The following is a 19,738-nucleotide window of genomic DNA, read 5'->3' on the forward strand; positions in this document are numbered from 1 at the left end:
ACGGAAATCAACTTTGATTTTCTTTCGGTATAAACAACGTTTGAGTAGGGTAAGCGAAGCCGATGTTGCGTTCAGAAAATTCGCGGAAAATGGCGAAATTTATTTTTTGCAATATATCCATGTATTGATTATAATCGCCGGTAAGTACATAAAATACTACTTCGTATTTTAGGCTGTATGCGCCGTAGCTTGCAAAATGCGCCCGGTCGAATGTTACATTTTCCTGCGTCCCGACTATGCTTTTCAAAAGGCTTGGAATTTCTTCCACGACATCGGGCGGGGTCTCGTACACCACGTCTATCTGAAACAACACGCGTCTCTGTTGCATCTTTTTATAATTATGAACGCGCGAGTCTGTAAGGTCTTTGTTGGAAAAAACGACTTCTTCGCCGCTAAGGCTTTGCAGTCTTGTAGTTTTTATGCCAATATGATTGACCGTTCCCATTTTATCATCGACAATAATGAAGTCGCCAATCTCAAACGGACGGTCGAAAAAAATCACGAAATAGCAAAATAAATCGCTCAGTATATTTTGCGAAGCCAACGCAATGGCAACACCGCCGATTCCCAATCCGGTAATGACCGTAGTTACGTTATATCCAAAATTATCCAAGAGAAAAATTGCCGCAATGCTCCACAATACAATATTGATAATGATGAGCATTCCCCTGATTTCTTTGCTGCGCGATTCTTCGTAATTATTGTGTTGCAGGTAAAAATGTAAGCCGTATTCGATTAGCATGGTAACGAGCCGCAAAAGATAAAACGTAATTACCACAATCATGATGTTGTGGATAGCGGTTTCGGCTTTTGCAGGAAAATTGAGATAGTTCAATGCCATATAAACGACAAAAATATACAGCGCCGGAACGGCTGTTTTTTCAAGTGCTTTTACAATAAAATCGTCGATAGTAACAGCAGTACGTTCGGCAATTTTTTTCAACCTTGTAAGAACAATGCTTTTTAAGATTCTGATACATAAAAAGCCAATGATAACAATAGCTAATGTTATAACATAATCTTTGACTGTATTACCTCCAAAAGTGTGATTCAAGTAATCATTCATAAATAAAAAATATTTCTTCGGAAATACGATTCCGGTAGTTAATTGAATGCAGCTACATTCTGTGAAAAAATGCCGCAGATAAGTGAAACGGCTTGTAATGGAGTTGTAAAGATAAGAAAAATTGGCAAGCCGGAAAAACAGCTGACCCTTTAATGAAGCAATCTTGGTTTAAATTTTTGTTATCAAACGCTTATCTTAGCTTGTTTGGAATAGATTCCAACAATTTAATTCTGCCTTTCAGTTTACGTTCTTCAGCATTGAAATTGAGCCAATGAAATTTCTTCAAACCAATCTTATTAAACGTTCCTTTCTTCATGATTTTCACAATCGGGTTGCCGTACCAAAACTGATAAATGACGGTTGGCGTACCTGAAACAGTCATCACATAAATATCGGGATTTTTTTGTTGCAGCTTTGCCAAATCACCCGATTGTACGCGCCCTTTCGCCAACACTTTATCAATAAAACCTTTGGTGGAAGCAGGCATACTTTCCCACCAAACCGGAAAGATGAAAATGATTTTATCTGCTGTTATTAATCGTTGAAAATAATCATCAGTTTGTTGGTCAATAAACGGTTGTGTGCGCCATGCGACAAGGTCTTCACGCGACATTACAGGATTAAAATTATCGGCTCGTAAATCAATCAAATCAACTTCGCCGCCGCGCGCTTCGATAGTTTCCTTAACCTTTTTATAAACAGCCGCAGAAAAGGAACGATTGTGTGGTTCATTTTCGGATGCCTGTATTCCGTAAGGATGGTCGAAGATGATGGCTGCTTTCATTTGCTTATTTTTTGTTGCACAAAATTCGGCAGTTGTTCGCGTTGGAGCGATAACATTTGTTATCAAATCATCCGGAATTATTTGATTGGATATTTGGGGATTCCTAATTGTTTACATATTGCCCAACAAGTAAGTTTGTTAATAGCGGGGTGGCGCGGCACAGAAGTTTGCTTTGAATTTTTCTCCCATATTTCGTGTTTGTTGCCTTGTCTCAACAAGGAACATCCATTGGTTTTTAAATGACGGATAAAGTCTTTGTACTTTATCATAACATTAAGCGTGAATGAGCAAATTAGATTGCATTACAGTGCGTGTCCGGGAAGAGCGCACGCGCGAACCGGCAGGTTTTTGCTGATACATTTTTACAAATTCCATAAAGGCGTCAATGGCATTTTCAATCGCCTCTTCTTTTGTTTTTCCCTGCGAAATGACGTGAGGGTATTCCTTTATTTGCGAAGCATAATAACCGCTTTCTTTATCGTAATCCAAAATAAAAGTTACCGGAATTGAATGAGATTTTTTCATACAGCAAATGTAAATATTTTTTGTTTGTTTTTTATTATTCCCCTTTCGCCATCTTACTTTTTATCCTGCTTAAATGAACTTTTGTAATACCGAGATAAGACGCGATATAATGTTGCGGCACACGCTGTATAATTTGCGGATTATCATTTATTAAATTCAAATAACGTTGCTGCGGCGTATCTTTTATAAATGATAAAAAGTGTTTCATGTAATTAAAGGTGCGTTCAAATATAGCGTCGATAAAGGCTTCGCGAAGCGCAGGAATGTTTTTTATTTCTTCAAAAATTTTATTGAAATCTTTTTTATGAATGTACCACAATACACATGGTTCAATAGTTTCAAGCGTTACAAGGCTCGGAATATTTTTTAGGAAACTTTCAATGGAAGAAACGGTGTTGTGCTCAAAGAAGAATTGAAATGTAATGTCTTTTCCGTCGTTGTTGAACCAGACACGCACGCAACCTTTTTCAATCAGAAATAATTTTCTGGCAATCTCGCCTTCTCTCAAAAGTATGGTTTTGGCAGGCGTTTCCATGCGCTTGAAATAACTTGTAAAGTCGTTCCATTGCGTGTCGTCGATGGGGAATTTATTTTTGAATTGGGAGAACATTTATTGAAGGTATGAAAAGTTACAATTCAGTTCCGAGTCTCAATTCCTCTGCCTTCTCTGTGAGAAATTTTATACAACTTCATCCACTCAATCAACCCATAACTTGCAATGATAAACAGAATACCGTATTCAATCGAAATAAAACGAACTCCTTTTATTGCATAAACAAACACGCAGATAAAATCGACCAACACCCAAAGCGCCCAGTTTTCCAAAATCCGTTTTGCGAGCAGTGCGTTGGCTACAATACTACACACGGCAACAAATGTATCTATGAACGGAAACGCTGCAGGAACAGGAAATATTTTGGGCAATAAATGATGAATGTTTTTGACAATAAAACCGAAAATAATTGTAGAGATAATAATGATAAAAGTCAGTGTCCATCGCTGTTTCGGAGAAAGCAATGCAACCGGTTTGTCCTCTTGCCGGTGCTTGCTCCATTGTATCCAGCCGTAAATGCTGATGCAGAAAAAATAGATTTGCAAAAACATATCGGAATACAATCGCACCTGGTAAAAAATAATGAAGAATAAAATGATATTGACCAGCCCGACAGCCCAATTCCAGATGTTTTCACGCGCGCCGAGCCACACGCACAACAATCCGAAGATGGTACCGAAACATTCGATGTAGCTTAAGTTGTAGCCGAAAATGGTTACAAGTGTATTGTTGATGTCGAAGAAATTCAAAGCTGTATTGTTGCGTGTTGAATGTGTAAAAATGCTTTGCCTAAATGTTCCATCAAATCGTGTGCAATCAAGGCTTCCTGCGAATTTTCTTTGGCGGCAATATCGCCCGAAAGCCCGTGCAGATACACACCGAGCTTTGCCGCATTTTCAGAAGAATATCCTTGCGCCAACAAACTTGTAATGATGCCTGTAAGTACGTCGCCGCTGCCCGCAGTTGCCATGCCTGCATTTCCTGTGAGGTTGTAAAAACATTTCCCTTGAGGCGTGCAAACTGCCGTTCGATGCCCTTTCAGCACGATGATAATGTTATGTTCTTTTGCTTTTTGTATAGCCAAATCCGTTTGTTCCAAAGAAGAATTTGCTTTGCCAAATAATCTTTCAAATTCTTTCGGGTGCGGTGTAAGGACGGAGTTTGCAGGAACTAAAGACAATAATTTTTCTTTGTTTTGCGAAATAATATTCAACGCATCAGCATCAATTACTAAGGGGTTTTTATAATTATTTAAAAATGTTTCCATCGCTTTTGCAGAAACATCATTTGTTCCAAATCCTTGTCCCATACCAATTACAGCATTTTCCTCTGCAACTATTTTTTCTACAAAATCTTTTCCCGCATTTTCAAACATAGCTTCGGGGACGAAAGTTTGCAATACGTTGTAACCGCATTCCGGCGCTTGCACAAAAACTTTACCCGCGCCCGCGCGTAATGCGGCTTTCGCGCTCAAAGCCACCGCACCGATTTTGCCGTAACTTCCGCCAACTAAAACTGCCGTACCGAAAGTTCCTTTATGACTGAATGGATTTCTTGGTTTGTACAAAGCATGAATATCGTTGATGCCGGTTGCATAAAAATCGCTTGAGGTTTCTTCTTCAAAAATTTTACTTAAGCCAATATCGAGTATTTTAATCTTGCCCGCAAACTTCGCTGTTTCAGGATGCAGAAAACTTCTTTTATACGTTTGAAAACTTAACGTATAATCTGCTGAAAAGCATGTAGCATCAACGTTTAAGAGCGTATCGGTAAATAATCCTGACGGAATATCAATAGAAATTTTTGTGTTGGATAATTTGTTTAACGCTTCAATTTGTTCCGCAAATTCTCCTTCCAGATTTCTGTTTAAACCTGTTCCGAAAATAGCATCAACAATAATTGCATCGCCTGGAATATTATTCAAATCAATCTCGTTCCAATGCAGAATATTTTGCGGTGCGTATTCCTGCAACAATTTTAAATTGATAGAAGCATCGTTTGAAAATTCTTTTTCAGGGTTTAATAAAACGGCTTTCGCGTCATAAGTTTCTTCAATCAGCAATCTTGTTAAAGCCAAACCGTCGCCACCGTTGTTGCCATTGCCGCAAACAATATAAATCGTTTTTTCTTCGGAATAATTATTTTTAATCCATGTCAGACACGCATGGGCAGCGCGTTCCATCAATTCGTGTGAAGAAATGTTTTGCTCCGCAATAGTTGCAGCATCCCATTGTTTGATTTTTGCAGAAGAAAATATTTTCATGGTAAGATTTTGGTTTCACACAGAGAACACAAAGAAAATAAGGCACAGAGGATATGATATTTACTATGCAAAAATTTATATGCGAAAGGCAAAACTGGCATCTATTTTTCTCTGTATCTCAGTTACTCCGTGCGCCCTATGAGAAATTATTTATTAAAAACTTCTTTTAAAAAATCCAACATATATTGCCATGAGCGTTTATCGGAACTTGCATTGTAAGCCACGCCTTTGCTCATATCGTTGCCCGCCGTTTTATCCGTGAAAGAATGAACCGTATGTCCGAAATACATCATTTGATAATCCGCATTGCGCGCTTCCATTTCGTTGCGAATATCAATATCTGCATTTTTCGGTTGCGTTGGGTCATCGTTTCCGTGAAGAATTAAAACTTTAGGTTTTATCGCAGAAGTCGCGCCTGTCGGGTCTTTCAGCAAACCGCCATGGAAAGAAACGATACCTTTAATTGCCAGATTGCTTCGCGCAGCTTCAATTGCACCGAAGCCGCCGAAGCAATAGCCAATCACAACAATGTTATTTGGGTCTGCACCTTGTTTGATAATTTCATCAATTGCGGCTTGTATGCGCGCAATGTAAATTGTATAATCATCCACTTCATATTGATGTGCCAGTTTGCCTGCTTCGCTTGCATTTGCCGGACGAACTCCTTTGCCGTAAACGTCCGCGGCAAGCGCGTAATAACCAAGCGCGCTCAATCTGTCTGCCGTGTTTTTCTCGTGGTCGGTCAAACCCATCCATGCGTGTAAAATTACGATGCCCGGCGCTTTTCCCGCTTTTGCAGGTTTTCTTAAATAGCCTTGAAGTTCGGAGTTGCCTTGCTTATAAATAATGTCGTGTGCATTGTTTTGCGCACAAGCGCAGAACGAAAATAACAGGAAAGAAACGATGATGAGTGATTGTAACTTTTTCATACAAAAGATTTTTGATGATGCAAGTTACAATGTCTGGGCGAGGATTTGGATAGATTTTCAGGATTAAATTAATGTCATGCAAGTAAGTATGACAATAATCAACACATTGCCTATTCTGCATCATTTTATTGCCTTGCAATGCGTAAGACCTTTGTGCTGTCATTAAAAATTTCAATTATGAAAAAGCTATTTATCACAACAGTTTTGCTGATTATGGGTGTTAAATTATTTGCACAAAAACAAGGCGAATGGCGCATAAGGCTGTGCGGCACTTATGTTGTGCCTGACGCGAGCGCAACCATATCAACAATTGGAGGCAGCGTGGATATTTCAAAATCGGTTATTCCTGAATTGGACTTTACTTATTTTTTGGTGGACAGAGTTTCGGCGAACCTTATTTTGGGAACGACCAAAAATAAAGTTACGGCAACCAATACGTCGCTCGGCGATGTTCCGCTCGGACACGTTTGGTTGTTGCCGCCGACGCTTACATTTTTGTATCATCAGCCATTGGGCAATGGCATTTTGCCCTACATTGGTGCAGGTGTGAATTATACTATTTTTTACAGCAAGTCGTTCGACGCACCTGTTACCGACATCAGCTATAAAAACCGTTTTGGTTTTGCAACGCAAATCGGTAGCGATTTTGACATCAGTAAAAAATGGTTTATCAATATAGATGCGAAAAAGATTTGGTTAAAAACAAAGAATACCGTGCAAGCCGCCGGTGCGACGGTGTATTCAAATACTAAAATTAATCCGTGGCTTTTCAGCCTTGGAGTAGGAGTTAAGCTTTAATGAAATAAGCCACAGCAATTTTGCATATTCAAAGCAATGATTATTTATGGTAAAACGGAGTTCGGTGAAGCCAATTCCATGTGGCAATTAAAATAATAATAAAAATAGACACATGAAACGGGCGCGGTAAGTTAATTTTATCGCGCCTTTATTTTATGTGAAACGCGGCGAAATTTTCTACTTTTGCCTAATGCAATTTCAAGTTCCCATTAACATAAAGCCGGTTGAAAACGGCATTTCGTATAAAGATAAAATCTTACTTACGGGTTCGTGTTTTACAGAGCATATCGGCAATCATTTGCAATCAGTAAAATTTGATGTGCTGCAAAATCCAAATGGTATTTTGTTTGACTCGCAAAGTGTTTGCAACAGTTTGATTTCTTATATGGAAAATAAGAGATACTCGGAAAATGATTTGTTTTACCTGAACGAAGCGTGGCACAGCTGGGCGCATCACAGTCGTTTTTCCGCCGTTACAAAAGAAGAAGCGCTTGAAAAAATAAATGCTTCGCAAGCCAATGCTCATGCATATTTGCGCGAATGCGACTGGCTGATTATTACGTTGGGTTCTTCATTTTCTTACATGTTAGCCGAGAACCAGAACTTTGTTGCCAATTGCCATAAAGCGCCTGCGCAGACTTTTGAAAAACATATGAACACAATTGATGAAACCATTACCGCATTGGACGGAATGTTGTATCGTTTGTTTAGGTTTAATCCGAAAGCGAAAGTGTTGTTTACGGTAAGTCCTGTGCGGCATATCCGCGACGGCGTTGTGGAAAATAATCGAAGCAAGGCAAGATTGTTGGAAGCCGTGCATCATTTGGTGGACAAGTTCGACAAACTGTATTATTTTCCTGCATACGAATTGGTCATTGATGTGCTGCGCGATTATCGTTTTTACGATATTGATTTGGTACATCCGAATTATGCGGCTACGCAATTTGTCTTAGAGAAATTCTCTGAAACGCTGATGGACAGTGATACACGGGAGTTGATGGGAACGATTCGCAAGATTGTGATTGCCAAAAATCACAAGCCTTTCAACCCGCAATCTTCGCAGCATAAAAATTTTTTGGAAACATATTACCGGCAAACATTGGCATTGCAGGAACAATATCCACATATTCATTTTGACAAAGAGTTGAAATACTTTGGAAGTTAGCCTTTGCTTTTTTGCAGAGAAGTTTTTATACCTCGAAGTTTTTATATTTTATCCAATTCATGTCTTGTAAGTTCATTTTCTGTGTTGCCGGTGTTCAAAGTTGCTGCCGGTTCAAAAAGCATAATCCATGCTTCGCCTTCTGCAACAGGTCTATGTTCTGTGCCTCTCGGAACGATTAAAAATTCGTTCTTGTTAACCACGATGGTTTTATCGCGGAGTTCCATTTTTAAAACACCTTCCACTACAAAAAAGAACTCGTCTTCGTGCTCATGCTTGTGCCAAACAAATTCGTCTTTAAACTTGGCGAGCTTCACAAGCTGACCATTTAATTCGCCAACAATTTTTGGAGACCAATGCTCCGAAAAGAGAGATAATTTTTCGTTGAGATTTACTTTTTCCATTTTATCGTTTGTTTTCATTTTTAATTTATTCTTCGGTATTCCAAAGGCGTCATGCCGGTTTTCTGCTTGAACAAGCGACTGAAATATTGCGGATATTCAAAGCCTAGTGCGTAGGCAATTTCACTTACAGTACTGTTGGAATTGAGTAGCCGTTTTTTCGCAAATTCCACAATGTGGATTTGGATATATTCTTTAGTGGTTTTGCCTGTTTCCTTTTTCAAAAGGTCTGTGAGATAGCCTGAAGACAGATACATTTTATCGGCAAAATAAGCAACATCGGGCAAGCCGTTGTATTCGTATGAGGAAAAATAATCCGAAACCAATTGTTCAAACCGGGAAATTAAATCGTTGTTCAGTTTCTTGCGCGTAATAAATTGCCGTCCGTAAAACCGTTGCGAATAATTCAAAAGCTGCTCAATGCCGGTAACAATTACATCCTGACTGTACCTGTCGATGCTGCCGTAATATTCTTTTTGTATATTTTCCACAATGGACAAAATGATTTTCTTTTCATCGTCCGAAAGATGCAATGCTTCACTTACGTTGTAGGAGAAAAAGCCGAAGTTCTCAATTTTAGCGCCAAGCGGACAACTCACAATTAAATCTGAATGAAAAAATATGCCGTAGCCTTTGTATTCAGTTTCGGCGGTGGGTTTTTGGATACTGAAAACCTGTCCCGGAGCCATGAACATCATTGTACCTTCCTCAAAATCATATTGATTTCTGCCATACTGAAATCCCTGAAGAGGAACTTCTTTTATGCCGATAAAATAGAGGTTCAATATAAAACTTGACTGGTAAATATCCGCTATGGGATTGACTTTTGAAAAGTCCACAACCGACACCAAAGGGTGTTTTGGATTTTCGTATCCCAACAATTGATGCAACTGTTTTATCGATTTTATTTCTTCAAAAGTTTTCATTTTTCTATGCTCCGAATTGTCTTCTTAATAAAAAGTGGCGGTCGGTGCTTGGCAAAAACTTACTCATCCAATACATCATTTTTCCATCTGTTCCCACCACAAATTTAAACCTTGGTCTTCTTTTATTCAGGATTTTAACAATGGTCGCAGCTACCTTTCCGGGCTTGGAAGCCATCTTTTCGCCAAACTGTTCTGATGCTTTTATCATTGTTACCAACCCTTTTTTATAGTAAGGCGGGTTGGCTGGTGTAAGATTTGCCAGTGATTTGTTTACGTCGCTTTTCAACTTTGTCATAAAGTCGGTTTTAATACCGCCCGGAAGAATGCAGGACACGGCAATATTTTGTTTTCTGAATTCAAACCTCAACGATTCGCTCAAGCCGATAACTGCAAATTTGGAAGCATGATAAAAACTTTCCCACGGCAAACCTATTGCGCCGCCAATAGATGAAAGATTAATAATTTTGGCATTATTACTTCCTGCCGCTTTACGAAGTAAAGGCAGAAAAGTTTGCATCATCTTATACATCCCGAAAAAATTGACTTCCATCAAGTATCTCGCGTTTTCTTCTTTTGTGTTTTCAAACGGGTCTATATAATTAATGCCTGCATTATTGATGAGCGCATACAATCCTGAGTCTTTACAAATAGATGATGCAAGAGCAAACAGAGATTCAATATGTTCCGGTTTGGCTACGTCCAAAATTACCGGATGGATATTGGAGGCTTCTGTGGAAATACGCTGCGCATCCTGCTCATTTCTCACACCGGCAAATACATAATATCCTTGCTGAGCGAGCATTATTGCCGTAACTTTTCCAATACCCGTTGAGGCTCCCGTGATTACAACATAGCGGAAATTGTTCTTCATTTTTTACAAACTTTGATTATGGCGCAAAGTTCTGCTATACGGTGGATGTGAAGTGTATATAAAATCGGGACAATTGTATAATTTTCACGGTGTATATACTTTTTTAAACGTTTTTTGTAAAAATAAAAAAAATATAAAAAATCAAACAATTGGTATAATTTTGCTTTTATGAAAAAATCAGCTATGCAAAAGACAGAAACGATAGAGAATTTTTACCAGCGCAATTTTAAATCCATTCCGCAGGATTTAAAAAAAGAATTAGGGCATTTTAATGTGTTTCGTATCGATGATTTTTTGTGCGGAAAAACAACGCCTACGACATACAGCCGGAAGGATTTTTATAAAATAAAATTAGCTGTCGGGAATTTCCGCTGCAACTATGCCGACAAAACAATCGAAATAAATGGCAGCGCATTATTATTTGCCAATCCCTTGATTCCTTACCAATGGGAAAACCTGAGCGATGGACACGCAGGCTATTTCTGCATTTTTACCGAAGCGTTTTTTAATCATTTCGGCAACATAAAAGATTATCCTGTTTTTAGTCCGAATGACACGCCGATATTTTTGCTGAATAAAAAAGAAGTGAAAGAAATCACGGATATTTATTTGCGTATGGAAGAAGAAATTAAGTCCGACTATACATTTAAATACGATGTATTGCGTACGCTTGTTTTTGAATTAATTCACAAAGCCATGAAGCTGAAACCCGCAACAGTTCAGCTTTTTAGAGGTTCAAATGCCAATACGCGCATCGCTTCTTTGTTTGCAGAATTATTGGAATTGCAGTTTCCGATTGAATCGCCACAGCAGTATATGAAACTTCGCAGCCCGCAGGAATTTGCGGAGCATTTGTCTGTTCATGTCAATCATTTGAACCGCGCCTTAAAGGATGCAACGGGTAAGACAACTTCGCAATGTATTGCCGAACGTGTGATGCAGGAAGCTAAAGTTTTATTAAAACATACCGATTGGAATGTTTCTGAAATTGCCAACTGTCTTGGATTTGAAGAGCCTTCGCATTTCATCGGTTTCTTCAGAAAGACCATTGGACAAACGCCACGCACTTACCGGTTGGAAGAAACTGTTGAGTAAAAAGTGCAGGATAAAAACGCGAGTGGAATAAAGGGTGTATAATGTAAAATATACAACAATAGAAAAGTTGTTCTTCTTCGTCGAAACACCGGGAAATCTATTGTTTTTTGTATTTCTGTATAGTTTATTATTTCGGGAAAGTCTAATAAGCAACTTCCGTTTATATTTGCCGCGTGAAAAAATTCTTTTGGCGATTATTTAAAATTTTCATCCGGCTGTTTGTGCTATCAACTGTTTATGGAATCCTCTGTAAATGGCTGATGCCGCCAATTACCGTTACACAACTGAGTAGTTTTGTTACAGGCGACGGATTAAAAAGAGATTATGTTTCATGGGATAAAATTTCTTCAAACGTAAAGCTGGCGGCGATTGCAAGCGAAGATCAATTATTTCCGGACCATAACGGCTTTGACTGGAAGGCTTTGAAAAAAAGCCTGAACTCGACCTCCAGGAAACGCATACACGGCGCGGCGGCAAGTACGATTAGTCAGCAAACGGCGAAAAATGTGTTTCTTTGGCAAGGTGAAGGCGTGATGAAATACGTGCGTAAAGCGCCCGAATTTTATTATACAATGCTCTGTGAATTGGTCTGGGGAAAGAAAAGAATATTGGAAGTTTATTTGAATACAATTGAAATGGGCAAAGGTATTTACGGTATAGAAGCTGCATCACAACAGTATTTTCATAAATCGGCAAAGAATTTATCGCGCAGGGAAGCAGCAATGATAATCGCTTGTTTGCCCAATCCGAAAAAGTTTACGGTTGTGCCCGAAAGTAAATTTGTCGCATGGAAAACCAACTGGATTTTAAAACAAATGAATAATATTCAGAACGATGATGATATTCGTTCAATCATAAAATAATTCTTTTATAAACTATGAAAACAGTCGCACTCATTCCAGCGCGTTACGCAGCCACACGTTTTCCCGCCAAGCTGATGCAGGTGCTGGGCAATAAAACCGTGATTCGTCATACTTACGACAATGTAAAAGCAACAGGCTTGTTTGATGAAGTGATTGTGGCAACCGACAGCGAAATTATTTTTAAAGAAATAACCGACAACGGCGGCATTGCAAAAATGACTTTCGGAAATCACGAAAGCGGCAGCGACAGAATTGCCGAGGTAGCGCGCGATATGAATGTGGATGTAATTGTAAATGTGCAGGGCGACACGCCGTTTGTCAATCAAGAATCTTTGCAGGAAATTATTGATTTATTTAAAGATAAAAATGTACAGGTTGCCAGCATGATGCAGGAATTAAAAGAAGAACAATTCATCAGCGACCCGAATTATGTAAAAGTGGTCGTGGACAAAAAAATGAACTCACTTATGTTCAGCCGTTCGGTCATTCCTTATCCGCGCAGCAAAGACGAAAAAATTAGTTATTACGAGCATATCGGCGTGTATGCTTTTCGTAAACAGGCTTTGCTCGACTTTACTAATTGGGAAATGACACCTTTGGAACGCGCCGAAAAGATTGAATGTTTGCGTTATCTCGAAAATGGTATTGCTTTAAAAATGATTATCGTGAATGGAGTAGGAGTGGAAATAGATACGCCCGAAGATTTGCAACGTGCAAGCATATCTTTTTCTGAAAATATTTAACAACAAAAAATTAAACTTAATTTTAAATTATTGTCTTAATAATAAGTAACTTGGTATTGAAGTTGCTGATATAACTTATCAAACAAAGTAAAAAATTAGCCATGAAATGAGCCATAAGAACTTTGGATACCCAAAGAAATGATTATTTATGGCGAAACGGAGTTCGGCGAAGCCAATTCCATCTGACCATTAAAAACAATTAAAAAATAAACAGATGAAATGCCCATAAGTATTTTACATACTCAAAGCGATGATTATTTTGGGCATTCCATGTGGCAAATAAAAAAAGTAAAAAAATAAACACATGAAAAAGTTTTTCAAAATAATGGCAGGAGCTTTTGCTGTTGCACTTATTTCCACCGGTTGCGACACGATGATGTACGCACAAACAGACAACGGTTATAACGATTACAGTTACGATAATGGTTATGGCGACGGCACTTATGATTACAGCCAGAATACTTATGCGCCGCAGGATAATGAACCACAAATTACATTCGATGATTTCTATACTCAACTTTCTCCTTACGGAAGCTGGGTAAGTCTTTCGCCTTACGGACGGGTTTGGGTTGCAGGCATTCGTAATTTTCAACCTTATTCTACTAATGGTTATTGGTCATATACCAATTACGGCTGGACCTGGGTTTCCAATTATCCTTGGGGCTGGGCGCCATTCCATTACGGACGATGGGGTTACAGCGATGCTTACGGATGGTTTTGGATTCCTGGTTATGCTTGGGGACCGGCTTGGGTAGCCTGGAGTTCAAATTCAGATATGTATGGTTGGGCACCATTAGGTCCCGGTATGAGCTTGAATGTAAATATTTCCATTGGTTCATTCCCTGCAAATTACTGGACGTTTATGCCGGGCAGATATATGGGTAGAAATAACATTTCCAACTATTATGTAAACCGTTCAAGAAACGTAACCATTATTAATAATCACACAACCATTATTAATAATTACGGCAATATGGGTTCTAAAGGTAATAGGCATTATTCAATGGGACCGCGTGCTACGGACGTTCAGCGTTATACAGGACGTACAATCCAACAGACAAAAGTTGTAACCGTACGAGACAGTAAAAGTGTAGGAGTGAGCAACAATGAATTGCGCGTTTATCGCCCGGCAGTAAGAAGTGCAAATACGAGTACAAACAGAAGAACGACAACGCCGTCTAATAACGTTCAACAGCAAAACAGAACGGCTCCGGTTCGTACACAGACAAACACAAATCCGTCAAGGGCATATCGTCCTGTGCAGCAACAAACGCAGCAGCAGCGTTCTCAGCCTGCAAGAACAACGCAACCTGTACAACAACGTACAACAACTACGCCGCAAACAAGAACGGTAACGCCCGTTCCGCTGAATAAAAATGCCGCTCCGCAAACAAGACGGCAAATTCGTGAGGCAACAAGGCAAAGCCGTACACAAACAAAAACAACAACTCATTCAAGAGGCAGATAACTCGAAACTCTATTCACGTAAAGAAAATCCCGAACCTTGCGATTCGGGATTTTCTTTTTTATATAAACTAATTGTAACTTCGCTGCGCAAAAGGCAGATTTGTTTATTGTTCAGCCTTTAAAGAACTAATAAACGTTGAGTGATTTCTAACTAAATTTCCCCCAAACGTTTTATTGGTTTTCACAAAAATGATGGATAAGAAATTATTCATTATTGATTGTTTACTTTTAATTTTTTGAAGATGGATATAAGAAAAGAATTGGAAAAACGCATCCTCGTCATCGATGGTGCCATGGGAACGATGATTCAACGGTATAAATTGCAGGAAGAAGATTATCGTGGCGCGCGTTTCAAAGACTGGCATAAAGATGTAAAAGGAAACAATGATTTGCTCAGCATTACACAGCCTAAAATCATTCAGGAAATCCATAAACAATATCTCGAAGCAGGCGCAGATATTATCGAAACAAATACGTTCAGCAGCACTTCTATTGCACAAGCAGATTATGATATGCAGTCATTGGCTTATGAACTAAATGTCGCTTCAGCAAAATGTGCAAGAGCAGCGATTGATGATTTTTTTTCCTCCCCGAAAGGGGAAGGGCGGGAGAGTGCTTTCATAGCCGGCGCTATCGGTCCTTTAAATAAAACCTTATCGCTTTCTCCTGATGTAAACAATCCGGGTTATCGCGCTGTAACTTTTGATGAAGTCGCAAACGCTTACTACGAACAGGTTTCAGGGCTTGTGGATGGCGGCGTTGATTTGCTGTTAATTGAAACAATCTTTGATACTTTAAATGCGAAAGCAGCTATTTATGCTATTAAAAAATACTTCCGCGAAACGGGCAAACCAGAATTGCCGATAATGATTTCAGGAACGATTACCGATGCTTCGGGAAGAACTTTAAGCGGACAAACACTGGAAGCGTTTTATGTTTCGATAAGCCATGCAAATCCTTTGAGCGTTGGCTTGAACTGTGCGCTTGGCGCAGCTGAAATGCGTCCGCACATTGCGGAGTTAAGCGAGTTGGCAAGTTGTTTTACATCGGCATATCCCAATGCAGGTTTGCCGAATGCAATGGGCGAATACGATGAGCAACCGCATGAAACCGCGCATTTTCTCGAAGATTGGGCAGAGCAGGGTTTTGTAAATATCGTCGGCGGATGTTGCGGTACAACGCCTGAACACATCAAACATATTGCAGATGCAGTGAAGGATTTGAAGCCGAGAAAGTTGCCGGTAATAGAAGAATTAATCAGCCGCTAAGACGCGAAGTCGCAAAGATGCACAAAGAAGAAAAAGAACATATTGAGTGGTTGGGAAAACAAATCGTTGACATTGCTTATCATTTGCATAAGGCATTAGGTCCGGGTTTGCTTGAAAAAGTCTATGAGGCTTGCTTTTGTTATGAATTAGGCAAAAGGAGCATTCCTTTTGTTACACAAAAAAGAGTGGCTATTGTTTATGATAATATTGAATTTGATGAAGCGTTGCGTCTTGATATTTTGGTTGATGACAGAGTGATTATTGAATTAAAAGCGCAGGAAAATTTCCATCCTGTTTGGGAAGCTCAGTTGTTGAGCTATTTAAGATTGTCTAATAAACATTTAGGATACATTATCAATTTTACAGTTCCGTTGATTAAAGATGGCATTAAGCGAATGATACTTTCTTAGTGTATCTTTCTGTCTTTGCGCCTTAGCGGCAAATATAAAATATGAGCGAAATAAAACCATACTTATACTTATCCGGTCTTGAACCCTTAATCATTCGTCCCGAATCGAATTTTATCAATATCGGCGAACGCACGAATGTTACGGGTTCCAAGAAATTTGCGCGGTTGATTCGTGAAGAAAAATACGAAGAAGCATTGAGCGTTGCGCGTGAGCAAATCGAAAATGGCGCACAGGTTATCGACATCAATATGGACGATGCTTTGCTCGACGGCGAGCAGGCAATGACTACTTTTTTAAATCTCGTACAAGCCGAACCTGAGATCGCGAAAATTCCCATCATGATTGATTCTTCCAAGTTTCACATTATCGAAGCGGGACTGAAATGCGTGCAGGGCAAGTGCATCGTCAATTCCATTTCCATGAAAGAAGGCGTGGGAAAATTTATCGAACAAGCGCATATTTGCCGCAGCTTCGGCGCGGCGGTTGTCGTTATGGCTTTTGACGAAAACGGTCAGGCAGATACTTTGCAAAGGCGCGTAGATATTTGCTCTAAGGCATACGAAATTTTGACGAAGCAAATCGGTTTTCCGCCGCAGGATATTATTTTCGACCTCAACATTTTCGCGGTAGCGACTGGTTTGGAAGAACATAATAATTACGCAGTTGATTTTATCGAAGCCTGTAAAATCATCAAGCAAAAATATCCTTTGGTAAAAATCAGCGGCGGCGTCAGCAATTTATCTTTTTCTTTCAGAGGAAACGAAACCGTGCGCGAAGCCATGCACAGCGTGTTTTTATATTATGCAACAAAAGCGGGCATGGACATGGGTATCGTGAACGCGGGACAGTTGGTTGTGTATGATGAAATTGAACCGAAGTTGCGTGAACTGTGCGAAGATGTAATTCTCAATCGCAACAATGATAACAACGAAGCAACAGAAAAATTAATTGCTTTTGCAGAAACCGTAAAGTCTAAAGGAAAAGAAATTAAAAAAGATGAAGCCTGGCGCAAAGCCACGGTGGAAGAGCGTTTGAAGCACGCACTTGTAAACGGCATCACGAATTATATTGATGAAGATACTTTAGAAGCCCTGCAAAAATATCCCAAGCCTTTGGATGTGATTGAAGGTCCGTTAATGGCGGGAATGGATGTTGTCGGCAATTTATTCGGAAGCGGAAAAATGTTTTTGCCGCAAGTTGTGAAAAGCGCCAGAGTGATGAAAAAATCGGTTGCAATTATTACGCCATACATTGAAGCCGAAAAGCAGGAAGCATCGAACGCGCCGACAATTTTGCTTGCGACAGTTAAGGGCGACGTGCACGATATTGGAAAGAATATTGTCGGCGTTGTGTTGGGCTGCAATGGTTATGAAGTAATTGATTTGGGCGTGATGGTTCCTACGGATAAAATCTTGGAAACTGCTGAAAAAGAAAAAGTAGATATTGTAGGACTGAGCGGATTGATTACGCCGTCTTTGGACGAAATGGTAAACGTGGCGCGTGAGATGAAACGCCGCAATATGCAATTGCCTTTGCTGATTGGCGGCGCAACTACTTCGCGTATGCACACCGCGGTAAAAATTGCACCCGAATATGAACACGGTGTGGTGCATTGCCTGGATGCTTCGCGCAGCGTAACGGTTGTGGGTTCGTTATTAAATGCAACGCAGAAAGAAATTTTTCTGAAAGAAACGAAAGATGAATACACTAAACTAAAAACGCAGTTTGAGAATAAAAAACCTGTAAAACAATTTATTTCTTTTAAAGATGCGCAGGCAAATGCTGTAAAAATTGACTGGCAAAATTATCAACCAATTCAGCCGAGTTTTATAGGTACGAAAGTTTTCATAGATTATGATTTAAAAGAAATTCGTGAGTATATCGATTGGAAACCATTTTTCATCAGTTGGGAATTACATAGCAATTCTCCGAACATTTTGACGGATAATGTTGTAGGTAAGGAAGCCACAAAATTATTCAACGAAGCCAATGCAATGTTAGATAAAATTATCGAAGAAAATTGGCTGAAAGCCAATGGCGTCGTGGGTTTTATGCACGCAGAAAAAGTTGCGCCCGACTCTGTTGATGTATATTTTGATAAAGAAAAAACAAGGCTCGAATTTTTAAGACAACAAATTAAAAAAGCAAAAGACCAGCCGAATTTATCTCTTGCAGATTTTCTCCCCCCTTCGGGGGGCAGGGGGGCTTTGGGTGCTTTTGCAGTAACCATTCAAGGCATTGAAAAGCACATCGAGCGTTTTGTTGCCGAGCATGATGATTATAATAAAATTATGCTGCAAGCGCTGAGCGACAGACTTGTCGAGGCGTTTGCAGAATTATTACATAAAAAAGTACGCGAAGATTTTTGGGGTTATGCAAAAGATGAAGACTTGTCAAATGAAGATTTGATTAAAGAAAAATACGTTGGCATTCGCCCTGCGCCGGGCTATCCTGCATGTCCCGACCACACGGAAAAATACAAACTGTTCGACTTGTTGAACGTTACCGAAAACATTGGCATTGAGCTTACCGAATCTTTGGCAATGTATCCTGCATCGAGCGTTTGCGGCTGGTATTTTTCACATCCCGAAAGTAAATATTTCGGCGTGGGAAAAATTTCACAAGACCAATACGAAGATTATAAGCAACGCAAAAACTGGGATGATGAAACGGCGCAAAAATGGTTAAGACCTAGTATGGAATAATAATTGAAAATGCCTCGCAAAAAGAAACCGAAACGCAAAAGTAAATTCTGGAAAATATTCGCTTGTGTTATAGGAGTGATGGGCATATTGGCGATTGCTCAATATGTTTATAAAGCTCATAACGACAAAGTTGCGCATTTTGTTTATTACAACGATTTCGGTATTGATATGCCGGATAATTTTCCCATTCACGGCATTGATGTAAGCACGCATCAGGACAAAATCGATTGGGCAAAAGTAAAAGCGATGCAATCGCAAAATATCAAAATTGGTTTTGTGTTTATCAAAGCAACCGAAGGCTTGTCAAATGTCGATAAAGCATTTCAATACAATTGGTCAAGTGCTTACGCTGCGGGCATTCCTCGTGGTGCATATCATTTTTTCATTGCAGGGAAAAGCGGCGTGTTGCAGGCGCAGAATTTTATCAAAAATGTTCGACTAACTTCGGGCGATTTGCCGCCTGTTGTAGACATTGAGGAGCTGTACAAATCTTCTCCCAAAGTCGTCCGCGGTGAGCTGCACAATTATCTTTCAACGATTGAAAATTATTACCATATAAAACCTGTCATTTATTCTTATGCGACGTTTTATAACGATTATCTGGACGGCGAATTTGACGATTATCCTTTGTGGGTAGCACATTATTTTGAAGAGCATAAACCGCGCATAAAACGGCATTGGAATTTTTGGCAGCACAGTGAAAATGGTCATGTTTACGGCATTCGTGAGCACGTCGATTTCAGCGTTTTCAATGGCGACAGTGCAGCCTTTAAAAATTTTCTTCTTCCTTAGCCTGTAAATCTCCTGAAATGCCTGATATTACTGACTTTCAGACGTTCGTATTTTCTTTTATTTTAATTAGTAAATTGGTTGATTTTTCGGGTATTTTTTCGTAATTTCGCTACACTT

General features: G+C 39.5%; 21 protein-coding genes. 10 read left to right on the plus strand and 11 right to left on the minus strand.

Annotation, left to right across the window (positions count from 1 at the left end; all coding sequences use genetic code 11):
* Positions 1-7: 7 nt before the first annotated feature.
* The 8 genes from A9P82_RS01455 to A9P82_RS01490 form a co-directional block, all read right to left on the minus strand.
* Positions 8-1,066 (minus strand): mechanosensitive ion channel family protein, encoded by a 1,059-nt coding sequence (locus A9P82_RS01455; RefSeq protein ID WP_066203388.1) that lies wholly within the window; start codon positions 1,064-1,066, stop codon positions 8-10.
* Between the two features lie 190 nt (positions 1,067-1,256).
* Positions 1,257-1,850 carry an NAD(P)H-dependent oxidoreductase gene (locus A9P82_RS01460; protein ID WP_066203391.1) on the minus strand — a complete coding sequence of 198 codons (594 nt, stop codon included), beginning with the start codon at positions 1,848-1,850 and terminating at the stop codon, positions 1,257-1,259.
* Positions 1,851-1,927: 77 nt separating this feature from the next.
* On the minus strand, positions 1,928-2,119 hold the full coding sequence (locus tag A9P82_RS15815) for a type II toxin-antitoxin system HicA family toxin (RefSeq protein WP_197492205.1): 192 nt from the start codon (positions 2,117-2,119) through the stop codon (positions 1,928-1,930).
* A gap of 4 nt (positions 2,120-2,123) precedes the next feature.
* On the minus strand, positions 2,124-2,375 hold the full coding sequence (locus A9P82_RS01470) for a type II toxin-antitoxin system HicB family antitoxin (RefSeq protein WP_066203393.1): 252 nt from the start codon (positions 2,373-2,375) through the stop codon (positions 2,124-2,126).
* 34 nt (positions 2,376-2,409) lie between these two features.
* The gene (locus A9P82_RS01475) at positions 2,410-2,985 is read right to left on the minus strand and encodes a Crp/Fnr family transcriptional regulator (RefSeq protein ID WP_066203397.1); all 576 of its coding nucleotides are present in this window, start codon (positions 2,983-2,985) and stop codon (positions 2,410-2,412) included.
* 26 nt (positions 2,986-3,011) lie between these two features.
* Entirely contained in the window at positions 3,012-3,677 is a 666-nt protein-coding gene (gene pnuC, locus A9P82_RS01480; protein ID WP_066203399.1) for a nicotinamide riboside transporter PnuC, read from the minus strand.
* Positions 3,674-5,191, minus strand: a complete 1,518-nt coding sequence (locus tag A9P82_RS01485) for a bifunctional ADP-dependent NAD(P)H-hydrate dehydratase/NAD(P)H-hydrate epimerase (protein WP_066203401.1) — start codon at positions 5,189-5,191, stop codon at positions 3,674-3,676. Before A9P82_RS01485 ends, pnuC begins: the two co-directional genes overlap by 4 nt.
* A 146-nt stretch (positions 5,192-5,337) precedes the next feature.
* Positions 5,338-6,120: a dienelactone hydrolase family protein gene (locus A9P82_RS01490; protein WP_066203403.1), complete on the minus strand. Its 783-nt coding sequence runs from the start codon at positions 6,118-6,120 to the stop codon at positions 5,338-5,340.
* Positions 6,121-6,297: 177 nt separating this feature from the next.
* Between A9P82_RS01490 and A9P82_RS01495 the strand changes: the two genes are divergently transcribed.
* Positions 6,298-6,918: an OmpW/AlkL family protein gene (locus A9P82_RS01495; protein ID WP_066203406.1), complete on the plus strand. Its 621-nt coding sequence runs from the start codon at positions 6,298-6,300 to the stop codon at positions 6,916-6,918.
* 190 nt (positions 6,919-7,108) lie between these two features.
* Positions 7,109-8,083 carry a GSCFA domain-containing protein gene (locus A9P82_RS01500; protein WP_066203409.1) on the plus strand — a complete coding sequence of 325 codons (975 nt, stop codon included), beginning with the start codon at positions 7,109-7,111 and terminating at the stop codon, positions 8,081-8,083.
* A gap of 41 nt (positions 8,084-8,124) precedes the next feature.
* On the opposite strand, the gene A9P82_RS01505 is transcribed toward A9P82_RS01500, so the two are convergent.
* The 3 genes from A9P82_RS01505 to A9P82_RS01515 are packed head-to-tail and all read right to left on the minus strand — an operon-like array spanning position 8,125 to position 10,278.
* On the minus strand, positions 8,125-8,502 hold the full coding sequence (locus A9P82_RS01505) for a cupin domain-containing protein (RefSeq protein WP_197492206.1): 378 nt from the start codon (positions 8,500-8,502) through the stop codon (positions 8,125-8,127).
* Positions 8,503-8,504: 2 nt separating this feature from the next.
* Positions 8,505-9,407 carry a helix-turn-helix domain-containing protein gene (locus tag A9P82_RS01510; protein WP_066203411.1) on the minus strand — a complete coding sequence of 301 codons (903 nt, stop codon included), beginning with the start codon at positions 9,405-9,407 and terminating at the stop codon, positions 8,505-8,507.
* Positions 9,408-9,411: 4 nt separating this feature from the next.
* Positions 9,412-10,278, minus strand: a complete 867-nt coding sequence (locus A9P82_RS01515; protein ID WP_066203414.1) for an SDR family NAD(P)-dependent oxidoreductase — start codon at positions 10,276-10,278, stop codon at positions 9,412-9,414.
* Positions 10,279-10,461: 183 nt separating this feature from the next.
* Here A9P82_RS01515 and A9P82_RS01520 point away from each other — a divergent pair, with 183 nt between their 5' ends.
* The 8 genes from A9P82_RS01520 to A9P82_RS01555 all read left to right on the plus strand — a co-directional run bounded on the left by A9P82_RS01520 (position 10,462) and on the right by A9P82_RS01555 (position 19,621).
* The gene (locus tag A9P82_RS01520) at positions 10,462-11,373 is read left to right on the plus strand and encodes a helix-turn-helix domain-containing protein (RefSeq protein ID WP_066209455.1); all 912 of its coding nucleotides are present in this window, start codon (positions 10,462-10,464) and stop codon (positions 11,371-11,373) included.
* Between the two features lie 173 nt (positions 11,374-11,546).
* Positions 11,547-12,236 (plus strand): monofunctional biosynthetic peptidoglycan transglycosylase, encoded by a 690-nt coding sequence (gene mtgA, locus A9P82_RS01525; protein WP_066203417.1) that lies wholly within the window; start codon positions 11,547-11,549, stop codon positions 12,234-12,236.
* A 14-nt stretch (positions 12,237-12,250) separates the two neighbouring features.
* Positions 12,251-12,979, plus strand: a complete 729-nt coding sequence (gene kdsB / locus A9P82_RS01530; protein ID WP_066203420.1) for a 3-deoxy-manno-octulosonate cytidylyltransferase — start codon at positions 12,251-12,253, stop codon at positions 12,977-12,979.
* A gap of 304 nt (positions 12,980-13,283) precedes the next feature.
* Positions 13,284-14,447 (plus strand): DUF6600 domain-containing protein, encoded by a 1,164-nt coding sequence (locus tag A9P82_RS01535; protein WP_156522577.1) that lies wholly within the window; start codon positions 13,284-13,286, stop codon positions 14,445-14,447.
* A gap of 241 nt (positions 14,448-14,688) precedes the next feature.
* A complete protein-coding gene (locus tag A9P82_RS01540) occupies positions 14,689-15,714 on the plus strand; it encodes a homocysteine S-methyltransferase family protein (RefSeq protein ID WP_066203425.1) in 1,026 nt (341 codons plus the stop codon).
* Between the two features lie 17 nt (positions 15,715-15,731).
* Positions 15,732-16,124: a GxxExxY protein gene (locus tag A9P82_RS01545; protein WP_066203428.1), complete on the plus strand. Its 393-nt coding sequence runs from the start codon at positions 15,732-15,734 to the stop codon at positions 16,122-16,124.
* A 41-nt stretch (positions 16,125-16,165) separates the two neighbouring features.
* On the plus strand, positions 16,166-18,829 hold the full coding sequence (gene metH, locus A9P82_RS01550; RefSeq protein WP_066203430.1) for a methionine synthase: 2,664 nt from the start codon (positions 16,166-16,168) through the stop codon (positions 18,827-18,829).
* A gap of 9 nt (positions 18,830-18,838) precedes the next feature.
* A complete protein-coding gene (locus A9P82_RS01555) occupies positions 18,839-19,621 on the plus strand; it encodes a glycoside hydrolase family 25 protein (protein ID WP_066203432.1) in 783 nt (260 codons plus the stop codon).
* The last annotated feature ends 117 nt before the right edge of the window (positions 19,622-19,738 follow it).

It is taken from the genome of Arachidicoccus sp. BS20, assembly GCF_001659705.1.
In the GTDB taxonomy this organism is placed as follows: Bacteria; Bacteroidota; Bacteroidia; order Chitinophagales; family Chitinophagaceae; genus Arachidicoccus.